The organism is Streptomyces sp. NPDC087420, assembly GCF_044744165.1.
In the GTDB taxonomy this organism is placed as follows: Bacteria; Actinomycetota; Actinomycetes; order Streptomycetales; family Streptomycetaceae; genus Streptomyces.
The window spans coordinates 75,209-86,902 of record NZ_JBIUXU010000001.1 but is presented as its reverse complement, the minus strand read 5'-3'; the positions used below and the strand labels follow the sequence as shown (position 1 = coordinate 86,902).

The window sequence follows — 11,694 nt, the reverse complement described above, 5'->3', positions numbered from 1 at the left end:
GACGACCCGGCCGTCCCTGCGAATGGGTGCGAATGGGGTCGATATTCACTTCGACACCGTCAAGTAATGGGCTACACCTCGTACGCGGTATTGCGCGCAGCGTGATGGATATGTTCGCGGAGCGAGGAGAGTTGACGGGCCGCAAGATCAGCAGTTCAATCACGAACGTATAGTCGAACTGCCAGCACAGAGGGCGGCGCATCTTCACCGCTCCGACTCCCGAGGACTCTTCGGGAAGCACCCGCTCGCGGTCCGGCGATCCCCCCACAGTCGCCCATCCCACCAGAGGGTAAACATGTACCGCAAAATAGTGCCTGGCATATGCGGCCTCGCGCTGCTTGCCGCGGGCGCGTTGTCCGTACAAAGCGGCACCGTTCGCACCGAATCCGTCGCCACGGCCGCCACCCGGACGACCGCCGCAGCTCAAGCCCTGTCCGAGCCGCAGATTGTCGCCGCGGCCGGCGCCACCACCCCCTTCGTGACGGTCGAGGCCGAAACCGGAACACTCGGCGGCGGCGCTCGCGTCCGTTCCATCGCGCCCGGTGCGGCGGCACCGACCAAAGCCACCTTGGAAGGCGAGGCTTCCGGCTATTCGCTGGTCGAATTGAAGACCAACGGCGATTCGGTGACGATACCGAACAGCACCGGCAAAAACGCCAATACTCTTGTGGTCCGCGCCTCGATTCCGGACTCGGCGGGAGGCGGCGGCATCGACGCGTCGCTGAACCTGTACGTGAACGGCACGTTCCGCCAGGCGATCACCCTGAGTTCCCGTCAGGCGTGGAACTACCGCGGTGCGACCACGAACCCGGACGACCCCCGCGCCGGCGGAGTGGCCTACCGCTTTTACAACGAGTTCCCCGTCTGGGTCACGGGCGCTCCCATCGCCGCGGGCAGCACCATCAAACTCCAGAAGGATTCCGGCAACACGGCCGCCGTCTACGACGTCGATTCCGTCGATCTGGAAAACGTCGGGGCCGCCCTGGCCCAGCCGGCCAACTCGATCTCGGTCGTGAGCAATGGCGCGGACCCGAACTTCTCCAAGGATTCGACGGTCGCCATCCAGACCACGGTCGACGCCGCCCGGACGCAGAAGAAGTCCGTGTGGATCCCGGCGGGCAAATACCTGACGAACAGCCTGGCCTCCAAGCCGCTGGACTTCACCGGCGTCAAGGTGCAGGGCGCCGGCATGTGGTACACCACCCTCTACCGCAAGGTTCCGCTTCCGGCCGGCTCGTGGCGCTCGCAGATCTCGATCGGTACGGGCACCACGGTGACGGATCTCCAGATCGACGCGAACGCGGTCTGGCGGGGCATCGGCGGTGACGGCGGTTCGGACTACGGAGTCAACGCGCAGGGCACCGGCTGGCTGGTCGACCGGATCTGGACGCGGCACATCGACGCCAACTGGCTGTCGGGCACCAACGGTGTCGCGCAGAACAGCCGGACCGCGGACAGCTACGGTGACGGTTTCAACATCAACAACGGCAACACGCCGAACGCGAACAAGCTCGGCCAGAACATCACGGTCAAGAACAACTTCGCCCGGAACACCGGCGACGACTCCTTCGCGACGTACTCCGACGCCGGTGCCGGCGGCACCAACGGTCAGGTGACCGGCGCGAAGATCCTCAACAACACCGCGATCGCCCCCTGGTGGGCCAACGGCATCCGGGTCGCCGGCGGCAAGAACGTCGAGGTGCGCAACAATCTCGTGAACAGTGTGTCCTCGAACAACGCGCTGGAGGTCAGCGTGTTCGGCGAGACGGGGCACCCCCTGGAGTCCGCCACGATCACCGGGAACGTCCTCAACGGTGGCGGCGGCTGGAACGGCCTTCGGTACGGTGCGAACGTGGGGTCCACGTCGAGCACCTCGCTGTTCCCGAACGCCTACTCGAACGTCACCATGACCGACAACATCATCCGAGGGTCGCTCACCGCGGGATTCAGCGTCACCGGACCTCGCGTCAACCTGACGCTGACGAACAACACCATCGACCGTCCGGCCAAGCAGGGCATCTGGGTGGCGAAGGGGGTGACCGGCACCGGGAAATTCACGGGTAACACGATCAAGAACCTCTTCGCGGGCCAGGTCGCCCAGCAGAACGACTCGCCCTCCACGTTCAAGATCACCGGCTGACCCTGTCCGGTCCGCTCATCAGTCCGACTCGCGGTCGGGTCTGCGCCTCGGTTTCCCTGGCGCCGGCCCGACCGCGGTGCGTGGGGCGGTGCGCCGGGCGGGGGTTGCCCCCTCGGACGGAACCACGCGCCATGCCCACGGCGTCCGTCACTGGCATGGGCGAAGATCCACTGGACGGGACCACGAGCACCCCTTCGGGCACCACCGGCGGCGCCGGATGCCTTCTGGCCGGCCTCGGCGCGGCGATCGCGCCGTTCGTATGGGCCCCGCGGGCCGCGTTCAGCATCGACGGTGGATTCGAGGGCCATGCCCGCGCTCGCGCTCGGCACGTGGGGCCTCCTGGAGTGGTGGATCCCGCGCCAGCACCCGGATCCGGGCTACGGGCCGGGAATCTGACGCTGGCCTCCAATGGATGATTCTCGCGCGGTTTCGTGTCTCTTCCCGAACAGGTTCCGTTCTCGTATTCCAAGAGCGGTCCGCGCGACGGAGGGAGCGAATATGAACGGTGATGAGGAGGTCGGCCCGGTGCGCGTCGTCACACCGCGCACCGGCCGGCGGGGCAACTGTGCTTGATCCGGAGCTACTTCACTCGTCAAGAGGAACTCTCATGCAAGCCATCACCGTCCACGATCGTGACGCCGGTGCCAGTGGTCTCACCCTGGGGGAACTGCCCTATCCCCACGCCGCCGAGAACGACGTCGTCGTGCGCGTGCACGCCGCCGGTTTCACTCGCGGGGAACTCTCCTGGCCCGCGACGTGGACCGACCGCGCCGGCCGCGACCGCACGCCGAGTGTGCCCGGACACGAGCTGTCGGGAGTGGTCGCCGAGCTGGGGTACGGCACCACGGGTCTCACGGTCGGCCAGCGGGTCTTCGGCCTGGCCGACTGGACCCGTAACGGATCACTGGCCGAGTACACCGCCGTGGAGGCCCGCAACCTGGCCCCGCTCCCCGCTGACGTCGACCACACCGTGGCCGCCGCGCTGCCGATCTCGGGGCTGACCGCGTGGCAGGGTCTGTTCGACCACGGGCGCCTCACCGCCGGGCAGACGGTCCTGATCCACGGCGCCGCCGGCGGCGTCGGGTCGGTCGCGGTGCAACTCGCCCGCGAGGTGGGGGCGCGGGTGATCGCCACCGGCCGGTCCGCCGACCGGGACACCGCTCTCGGCCTGGGCGCCGATGTTTTTGTGGACCTCCGGGCGGACCGGCTGGAGGACACCGGAGAGGTCGACGTCGTGTTCGACGTCATCGGTGGCGAGATCCTCGACCGCTCGGCCGCCCTGGTGCGCGCCGGCGGCACCCTCGTCACCATCGCCGCACCGCCCACGGTCAGGCCCGAGGACGGGCGGGCCGTCTTCTTCGTCGTCGAACCGGACCGGACCACGCTCACCGCCCTCGTACGGCGGGTGAGGGACGGGCGGCTCAAGCCGGCCGTCGGGGAGGTACGTTCGCTGGCCGAGGCGCCCGCGGCGTTCGCACCGGGCCCACCCGGCCGACGCGGACCCGGTAGGACGATCATCCGCGTCGTACCGGGAGGCGCCGCGTAGGCGCCTCCCGGCCGAGTGCGAGAGCAAGGGCGAGGAAAGCGAAAGAGCTTGTATCTGCAGAAAGAATGGAGAAGGAAGCCCTTTCATGGCCTCGCCGTGGCCCACGCTAGCACTCAGCCCGGGATCAAGTCGCGCAGGTTTTCGAGGGTGATGACCCGGGAGTCCGGGTGCAGCCCCTCGGGACGTTCAAGCCCGATGTACGTCACGGGCTCGTCCGGGACCGGCCGGTCGGCGTCCCACAGATCCACGACCGTGACGTCGTCCGACATCAGACCGACCAGGTACCACACCGTCAGGTGCTCACGCTCCACGACGGCGCGCACCACCTTGGACACCGACACCTGGTGTTCCTCGACCCGGTTCGCCGACGAGATGCCCCTCAGGTACAGGTGCAGCCACACCGCGCGCCACCGGCCGTCGTCCCCGCGCCGGAACACCAGCGGCAACGCCACCCGCCCCACCCCGCGAAGCTCCGACTTCATCCGTACCGTACGAGGCTCGAACGGCCGGCCCTTCCGCTCACCGTCGCGCAGCATGAAACCGAAGAACGACTCCTCGACGTCCTCGAAGCTCTCGCCGTCGTAGATGTGGACCTGCGGGACGATGAAGGTGCCGCGCACCCGGTCCAGGGACAGGTTGATGAACTCGGAGGCGCCGTCGGGCGCCTCCGTGAGGTCGCCCGAGTGCTCGCCGCCGACGGCGGTGAGAGAGGTGTACGAGAGCCAGGAGTCGGTGCTGTAGTCGGAGTTGAGCAGCACCGCCGAAAGGTCGTAGTCGGTCCGCTCCCCGGTCTCCTTCCAGTACACGAAGAAGCGGAGCTGTTCGCCGTCGACCATCGAGACCGACCCCCGCGGCAGTACGCCGATCCCGGCGGCGGTCGCCCGGCCGCTGAGCGGGAGCGCCACGTCGAGGACGTCGGGGTCGAGCAGGAGCCGGCCCGGCGCCGGGAGCCTGCGGCGTACCTCGTCGTCGAGGGCGGCGATCAGACGATCGCGGTCGGCGGCGGGGACGGGCGGCCGGACGTCGGGGGCGGCCCAGCCGCGGCCCCGGTGGTTGACGAAGATCCGGGGTGCGCCGGTCTCCCGCTCCCGGTTCTGGAAGTGCTCGCGGACCGAGAGCACGACCCGGCAGGACACCTCGGGAGCGACCCGTACCGCGGCCGCCACCACCGCGTTCCGCTCGTCCTGGTCGGCGCTGATCCGCAGGAGGAGGTCGAGGGTACGGAACAGCTTGCCGGGAGCGGCGGTCAGCAGCTTCACCGCACCGATGACGTCGAATTCGTCGAGCAGGCTCTCGACGCGGCTGTCGAAGGACCGCGCCTCCTTCTCGCCCCGCGCCACGGCGAACACCGCGGCGGCGTGCGGCCAGCGGGGGTACTCGTGCGGGTGGAGGCGCTCACCGAGCCGCTTGAACGGCTCACGGTGCGCGTGTACGTCCGCCAGCTTGGCCGGGTTCGCCGCGACCAGGGCGTCGAGGCCCGCGAGCAGCGCGCGGCGAGTCGGCCGCGACAGAGCGCGGAACCGGGTGGGCTCCACCAGTGTCACATCGCCGCCCGACAGCGCGCAGGCCAGCCGCAGCACATCGGTGACGGTGTCCAGCAGGAGGTCCGTACCCACGGCGAGACGGCCGGCGTTGACGACCGCCCGGTTCTCCCGGACCGGGATCGACTCCGGCTGGGGACCGAGCGCACACCGCTCGGCAAGGGCCGCGAGGTCGCGCAGGTGCTCCTCGCCCAGCGGTGTCGTACTGCCCGCCAAGGCCAGGTACAGGTCGGTGAGTTCGTCGTCCAGGTCCCGCCCGAGGTGCAGCACGGTCACCCGGTCTCCGGCCGAGGCGATCAGCTCGTCCTGCGCGGCGAGCATCTCCTCGTAGGTGTGCTGGTAGCGGCCGTACGTGGGCAGCCCGAGCAGGTCCACCACCCCGTGTGCCAGCTGAACCAGCACGTTCTCGCGCGACTCCTCGTCGGCGAGTGCCTTCGCCACACACCGCATCCAGAAGTCCTCGGTGTCGGGCACGTTGGCCGGGAAGTCGATGAAGTAGGCATTGTGGCGGACATGGTGACCCACCATCACACCCACAGTCCGCAGCGTCCGTTCGGCGGCGCGCACGACCACGGCCTCCGACAACCCCGACAGCCGTTCCAGCAAATCCCCCGAGAGTTTGAACCCCACGGAGGCCAACGCCACGTCGAACTGCCGCGCGGCGGCGGCTCCTTCCCCGGCGGAACCCGTCGGCGAGGGGAGGCGGTGGGTGTGCCGGATGACCAGCGATTCGAGACTGTGCGCCATTCGTGGATGATCGCAGAGGTGTACGAGCCGACGCACGGGGTTTACATGGCGCCGAGGGCGGCCCGGGAGGAGGTCGAGCGTCGAACGCCCGGTCCCACGTCATGAGGATCATCAGTCATGAATGGCGTGGTGCGGCGCCAGGGTGCGGAGCACGCAGAACTCGTTGCCCTCGGGATCTGCCATGACCACCCAACTGCGGTCCGAGCCCTGGCCCACATCCGCCCGGGTGGCGCCGAGGCCCAGCAGTCTGGTCACCTCCTCCTCCGTGCTGCCGTCGATCGGGCTGACGTCGAGGTGAAGCCGGTTCTTCACGGCCTTGTCCTCGGGCACCTGGATGAACTGCACGGTGGGCGCCATCTGCCGGGCCCGGACCTCCTCGACGGTCGGCATCCAGGAGCCGATCTCGACCAGGCCCTCGGCCCGGTCGATCACCTTGAAGTCCAGGACCTCGCACCAGAAGACCGCGAGCCTCTCCGGATCGTGGCAGTCGACGGCCAACTCGGTGAACCTGCTTGTCATGTCTCTCCTCGTCAGGTGCGCAGTTGGGTACCGACGGTCGTCAGACGACGGTGAGGGCGGAGCGGTGCGGCACCGGGTCGAGCTCAGGGGCGACGCCCTCCAGCATCCCGCCGTAGGTCGAGGACAACCGCAGCTCGGAGAGCTCGATCGAACGGCCCGACAACAGGACTTTGTGGCTCAGCGGCATACTCACACCCTATGCGCGAGATCCACTTCCGATCCACGCGATACCGCGCGTTGCGGAAGGCCGGGTGCGTCGCGGAAGGACGGTCCGGCGGGCGCTCCCGCCGGGGCCGCGACACGGCGCCCTGACCGCTGAGGGCCGCGACACGCCGCCCTGACCGGTCAGCCCGTAAAACGGCGGCAGACGTAGCCTTTAGTGGAGAGAGTGCGCACATGACACGTTCACCGCTCACCGCCCACCACGCACAGTGACGTGCCCGGGGCGGACGCACAGGAGGCTCGGCCAGGGGGGCTCGACCAGGGGATCCTCATGACGCAGCGCGCAGAACCGACCGGTCCGGTCCCGTCCGGGGAGGCCACCGCACTCGCCTCCGTCGTGGCCGGCCGCGTCTTCCTCCCGGGCGACGACGGGTACGCCGTGGCGACCGGGCTCTACAACCTCAATCTCGTACTGGAACCGGCCCTGGTGGTCGCCGCCGCGAACGCCGCCGACGTCCAGGCCACCGTCAGGTTCGCGGCGCGGCACGGGCGGCCGGTGGCGGTGAAGACGACCGGGCACCAGACCGCCCTTCCCGCCCGCGGAGCCGTCCTGATCACGATGGAGGCGATGACCGACGTGGTCATCGACCCGGACGCCCGGACCGCCCGGGTCGGGGCCGGAGTGATCTGGCAGAGCGTGATCGACCGGGCGTGTACGGCCGGGCTGGCGCCGGTGAACGGTTCGATGCCCCGGGTGGGGGTGGCCGGCTACACCCTCGGGGGTGGGCAGAGCCCGTTCCTCGGCCGGACCCGGGGGTACGCCGCCGACCACGTCCGCTCCCTCGACGTCGTGACCGCCGACGGCGAGCTGCGGCACGTCGACCCCACGAGCGACCCCGAACTCTTCTGGGCTCTGCGCGGAGGCAAGGGCAACTTCGGCATCGTCACCGCGCTGGAGTTCGATCTGTTCCCCCTCGCCCGCCTCTACGCCGGCGGCATCTACTTCGCCGGTGAGCACATGGCCGACGTGCTGCGGGCCTGGCGGACGTGGATCGCGGACATCCCGGAGGAGATGAGTTCCTCGCTCGCCGTACAGCGGCTCCCCCCGCTTCCCGAACTGCCCGAACCGCTGCGCGGAGCGTTCGTCCTGCACCTGCGGATCGCCTACCTCGGCTCCGCGGCCGACGGCGAACGCCTGATCGCGCCCCTGCGCTCGGCGGCCCCGGTGCTGCTGGACACCGTGGCCGACATGCCGTACTCGGCGATCGCCTCGGTCCACATGGACCCACCGGAGCCGATGCCGTACTTCGACCGGACGACCATGCTCCGCGAGTTCCCGCCGGCCGCTGCCGACAAGCTCGTCGAACTCGTCGGCCCCGACTCGGACTGCCCCCTGGCAAACGTGGAAATCCGTGGCCTGGGAGGGGCGTTCGACCAGCAGCCCGCCGTCCCCAACGCCGTGGCGACCCGTGGTCTCCCCTTCGTCATGTTCGCCTTCGGCGTGGGTCCGCCGGACCTGGCGGACCAGCTGCGGGGCCGGCTCGCCGAGGTCGTCGACGGCATGGCACCGTGGGCCGACAAGCGCCAGATGGTCAACTTCCTCTCCGCGGACGAGGGCAGAACACCGGAGGAACTCTCCGAGGTGTACGGAGCGGACGCGTACCGGCGCCTGGTCGCGGCCAAGTCGTCGTACGACCCCACGAACATGTTCCGGATGAACCACAACATCACACCGGCACGCGGCGCCGCGCCCGGAACGGAGAGTTGACGCCGGGAGTCAGTTCGTGTCGGGACGGCCCGTGAGTTCGCGGGCGCGGCGGACCGTCGCCGCGTCGACCATCGCGCCGTGGGTGTCCCGGAACGCGCCGCTGCCCTCCGTCAAACGGTCCTCGAAGAGGTCGAGCAGGGCGTGTGCGTCGGCGAGTTCGGCGGGGTCGACTCCGAAGACCTCGTTGGCGACAGCGACCTGGTCGGGGTGGATGCAGGCGCGTCCCTGGAACCCGAGCCCGCGCAGGTGCGCGCTCGACGCGCGGAAACCCCCGATGTCCGAGGTGTGTACGGAGACGGGGGCGACGGCGGAGGCGAGGCCGTGCGCGGCCGTGTGGGCGACCGTGAGTCCGCGGGCCCAGTCGAGCAGGTGGTCCCCGGGGACGGGGTCCGGGGCCATGCGCAGATCCGCGCGCAGATCGACCTCGCCGAGTTGGAGGTGACGTACCCCGGGACGGCCCGCGACGCTGCCGAGGGAGAGCAGCCCGGCAGCGCTCTCGATGAGCAGCCCCAGGGCGACGGCCGGAACACCGGATCTCACATCGGTTCCGGCCGCGACCAGCGCGATCAGTGTGTCCAGGTCCGCCCCCGCCGCCGCCTTCGGGACCCACAGCCCGTCGACGCGGCCGGTGGCGAGCAGCGCGCGGGCGTCGGCCAGCCCGCGGGCTCCTTCGTTGATGCGCACCCATAGTTCGGGACCTTCGTCTCCGTCGCGTTCCCCGGCGAACGCGACGGCGGCCGCCCGTGCCTCGTCCTTCTTCGACGGCGCGACCGCGTCCTCCAGATCGAGGATGAGCGCGTCGGCCCCGGAGCGGTTCGCGGCCCGCAGAAAACGAGGCCGGTCGGCGGGAACGTACAGGTGGGAGCGGGGTGGCTGACCAGGCATGGGCACTCCTTGCACATCATGAATCAGATGATGCATTTTCTATGTCGATGATGTAGCTTACGACTCACCATACTTCAGGCCTGGACCCCACGTACGAAAGTGGTCGTGGCCTCCGGGCTCGTGAGCCGGACTCGTAACAACGGGAGGACCGCGGCGTGTTCGAAGCCGACAGCGTGACGATTACCGTGCTGGTCGAGAACCAGGTGGACATGCTGCTGCCCGACCAGGCCAGCCCCACCGGCGGGAGCGGGAGCGGTACCGGTGACGCGGACGACCACTGCGTCTCCCGCTACGGACTGATCGAGCACTTCGACCCCAAGCGCCTGCCGCCCCAGGCCGAGAACGGCATCAGCTTCCTGGTCGAGGCGGTACGCGGCCGCCACACCACCCGCGTCCTGTTCGACGTCGGCCTGACCGGCACCGTGCTCGAACACAACATGGGCGTGCTCGGCGTCGACCCCGCCTCCATCGACCACGTGGTCATCAGCCACGGGCACCCGGACCATTTCGGCGGGATCCACCGCTTCCTCGACCTCGCCGGACGCCGTATCCCCGTCGCCACCCACGCCGACGCGGAACTCCCGCGCTACGCCGTGATGGGCGACGGCCGCACCTCCTCGGTCTACAACGCCGCGTTCCGCTTCGGCGAGGTCGAGAGGTCGGGCGGCGTGCCCGTACTGACCCAGGACTCCCTCGACCTCGGCTGCGGCGTGCACACCACCGGGGTGATCCCCCGGAAGGTCGCCTTCGAGGCGGGCGCCGCGCCCGCCTTCCGCCCCGGTGACCCCGGTCTCTACCAGGTCTCGCCGGACGGCAGGCTGCGCCGCGACGAGGTGATGGACGAGATGGGCCTGGTCATCGATGTCCGCGGCGCCGGCCTCGTGGTCCTCACCGGCTGCGCGCACGCGGGCGTCATCAACACCATCGAGCAGGCGCGCGCCGTGTGCGGGCCCAAGCCCGTCCGCGCCGTGATGGGCGGCTTCCATCTCGGCTTCCCCACCACCCCGGCGGAGAACGTCGACCTGACCGCCGCCGCCTTCGCCGAGCTGGAGGTCGCCACCGTGATGCCGATGCATTGCAGCGGACTGCGCACCCACACGCGGCTGTCCACCGACATGTCCGCCCACTACGTGCAGCCCGCGGTCGGTACCGTGCTGCGCTTCGGCCGCTGATGACCGGCGATCTGCGGGGCATCCGGGTGATCGCGGTCGAGCAGGCCGTCGCCGCACCTCTGTGCTCCCGCCATCTGGCGGACCTGGGCGCCGAGGTCATCAAGATCGAGCGGCCGGGAGGCGGCGACTTCGCCCGCGGCTACGACGAGAGCGTCCACGGCCAGTCCACCCACTTCGTGTGGCTCAACCGGGGCAAGCGCAGCGTCGTGCTCGACCTGAAGTCCGAGCCGGGGCGCGACGCGCTGCGCCGCCTGCTCGCCGGGGCCGACGTGCTGGTGTGCAATCTGGCGCCCGGCGCCCTGAACAGGATCATCACCGACGAGGCGCTCGCGGAGCTCAACCCGCGCCTGGTGCGCTGCTATCTGTCCGGTTACGGGCCGAGCGGGCCGTACGCCGACCGCAAGGCGTACGACGCGCTGGTGCAGGGCGAGGCCGGCACGATCTCCGCCACCGGCACGCCCGAGACCCCGGCCAAACCCGGTGTCTCGCTGGCCGACCTGGCGGGCGGGACGTACGCGCTCAGCGCCGTCACGGCCGCCCTGTACGCGCGGGAGAGGACCGGCGTGGGCCGGCGGATCGACGTGGCGCTCTTCGACGTACTGCTGGAGTGGATGAGTCCGCTCCTGCTCGCCGAGCTGCACTCGGGATCCGCGCCGCCGCCGGCCGGGATGCGGCACGCCAGCATCGCGCCGTACGGCCCGTACACCACGGCCGACGGCCAGGACGTACTGATCGCGGTGCAGAACGAGGGGCAGTGGCAGCGGCTCTGCCGCACGGTGCTCGACCACACGGAGCTGCTCGACGACCCGGCCTTCGGCTCGAACAGCGCGCGGGTACGGCACCGGGAACGCACCGAACGGGCCGTACAGGCGCGGCTGATCACCCTGTCCACGGCCGAGGTCACCGCGCGGCTGGAAGCGGCGGACGTGCCGTACGCGCGCCTGAACCAGATCGCCGACGTCCTGGCCCATCCGCAGGCGGAGGCGACCGGCCGCTGGTCGGAGGCCACGCTGCCGGACGGGCGGGCGGTACGGGTGGTCACCTCGCCGCTGCACCGGGTGCCGGAGCCGCCGGGCGGGCGGCGGGTGCCCGCGCTGGGGGAGCACACCGGCGAAGTACTGCGCGAACTCGGGCTTCCCGAGACGGACGTGACTCCCGCGGCGGTCGCCGAATAGGGAGCCCCCCAACCGTCACAGCAGACGTCCGGTCGTCCC

General features: G+C 70.1%; 9 protein-coding genes. 5 read left to right on the top strand and 4 right to left on the bottom strand.

Annotated elements, in window-relative coordinates; genetic code table 11:
- The first annotated feature begins 310 nt into the window (after positions 1-310).
- Positions 311-2,140 carry a right-handed parallel beta-helix repeat-containing protein gene (locus ACIO1C_RS00405; RefSeq protein WP_401856792.1) on the top strand — a complete coding sequence of 610 codons (1,830 nt, stop codon included), beginning with the start codon at positions 311-313 and terminating at the stop codon, positions 2,138-2,140.
- Positions 2,141-2,747: 607 nt separating this feature from the next.
- Positions 2,748-3,686: an NADP-dependent oxidoreductase gene (locus tag ACIO1C_RS00400; protein ID WP_401856790.1), complete on the top strand. Its 939-nt coding sequence runs from the start codon at positions 2,748-2,750 to the stop codon at positions 3,684-3,686.
- A 113-nt stretch (positions 3,687-3,799) separates the two neighbouring features.
- On the opposite strand, the gene ACIO1C_RS00395 is transcribed toward ACIO1C_RS00400, so the two are convergent.
- The 3 genes from ACIO1C_RS00395 to ACIO1C_RS00385 all read right to left on the bottom strand — a co-directional run bounded on the left by ACIO1C_RS00395 (position 3,800) and on the right by ACIO1C_RS00385 (position 6,680).
- Positions 3,800-5,974, bottom strand: a complete 2,175-nt coding sequence (locus tag ACIO1C_RS00395; RefSeq protein WP_401856789.1) for a TerD family protein — start codon at positions 5,972-5,974, stop codon at positions 3,800-3,802.
- Positions 5,975-6,085: 111 nt separating this feature from the next.
- The gene (locus tag ACIO1C_RS00390) at positions 6,086-6,493 is read right to left on the bottom strand and encodes a VOC family protein (protein ID WP_401856788.1); all 408 of its coding nucleotides are present in this window, start codon (positions 6,491-6,493) and stop codon (positions 6,086-6,088) included.
- A 40-nt stretch (positions 6,494-6,533) separates the two neighbouring features.
- Positions 6,534-6,680, bottom strand: a complete 147-nt coding sequence (locus ACIO1C_RS00385) for a hypothetical protein (RefSeq protein ID WP_401858053.1) — start codon at positions 6,678-6,680, stop codon at positions 6,534-6,536.
- Positions 6,681-6,986: 306 nt separating this feature from the next.
- On the opposite strand from ACIO1C_RS00385, the gene ACIO1C_RS00380 reads away from it, so the two are divergent.
- Positions 6,987-8,423, top strand: coding sequence for an FAD-binding oxidoreductase (locus tag ACIO1C_RS00380; RefSeq protein ID WP_401856786.1), 1,437 nt, complete (start codon positions 6,987-6,989; stop codon positions 8,421-8,423).
- Positions 8,424-8,432: 9 nt separating this feature from the next.
- Here the strand turns inward: ACIO1C_RS00380 and ACIO1C_RS00375 are convergent, their stop codons facing one another.
- On the bottom strand, positions 8,433-9,308 hold the full coding sequence (locus tag ACIO1C_RS00375) for an HpcH/HpaI aldolase/citrate lyase family protein (RefSeq protein WP_401856785.1): 876 nt from the start codon (positions 9,306-9,308) through the stop codon (positions 8,433-8,435).
- A 155-nt stretch (positions 9,309-9,463) separates the two neighbouring features.
- On the opposite strand from ACIO1C_RS00375, the gene ACIO1C_RS00370 reads away from it, so the two are divergent.
- On the top strand, positions 9,464-10,480 hold the full coding sequence (locus tag ACIO1C_RS00370; protein WP_401856783.1) for an MBL fold metallo-hydrolase: 1,017 nt from the start codon (positions 9,464-9,466) through the stop codon (positions 10,478-10,480).
- The gene (locus ACIO1C_RS00365; protein WP_401856781.1) at positions 10,480-11,655 is read left to right on the top strand and encodes a CaiB/BaiF CoA transferase family protein; all 1,176 of its coding nucleotides are present in this window, start codon (positions 10,480-10,482) and stop codon (positions 11,653-11,655) included. Before ACIO1C_RS00370 ends, ACIO1C_RS00365 begins: the two co-directional genes overlap by 1 nt.
- The last annotated feature ends 39 nt before the right edge of the window (positions 11,656-11,694 follow it).

What these genes read in the sequence shown, in the direction of transcription:
- ACIO1C_RS00400 (WP_401856790.1), top strand. Translation starts at nt 2,748, where the DNA reads ATGCAAGCCATCACCGTCCACGATCGTGACGCCGGTGCCAGTGGTCTC.
- ACIO1C_RS00395 (WP_401856789.1), bottom strand. Translation starts at nt 5,974, where the DNA reads ATGGCGCACAGTCTCGAATCGCTGGTCATCCGGCACACCCACCGCCTC.
- ACIO1C_RS00390 (WP_401856788.1), bottom strand. Translation starts at nt 6,493, where the DNA reads ATGACAAGCAGGTTCACCGAGTTGGCCGTCGACTGCCACGATCCGGAG.
- ACIO1C_RS00385 (WP_401858053.1), bottom strand. Translation starts at nt 6,680, where the DNA reads ATGCCGCTGAGCCACAAAGTCCTGTTGTCGGGCCGTTCGATCGAGCTC.
- ACIO1C_RS00380 (WP_401856786.1), top strand. Translation starts at nt 6,987, where the DNA reads ATGACGCAGCGCGCAGAACCGACCGGTCCGGTCCCGTCCGGGGAGGCC.
- ACIO1C_RS00375 (WP_401856785.1), bottom strand. Translation starts at nt 9,308, where the DNA reads ATGCCTGGTCAGCCACCCCGCTCCCACCTGTACGTTCCCGCCGACCGG.
- ACIO1C_RS00365 (WP_401856781.1), top strand. Translation starts at nt 10,480, where the DNA reads ATGACCGGCGATCTGCGGGGCATCCGGGTGATCGCGGTCGAGCAGGCC.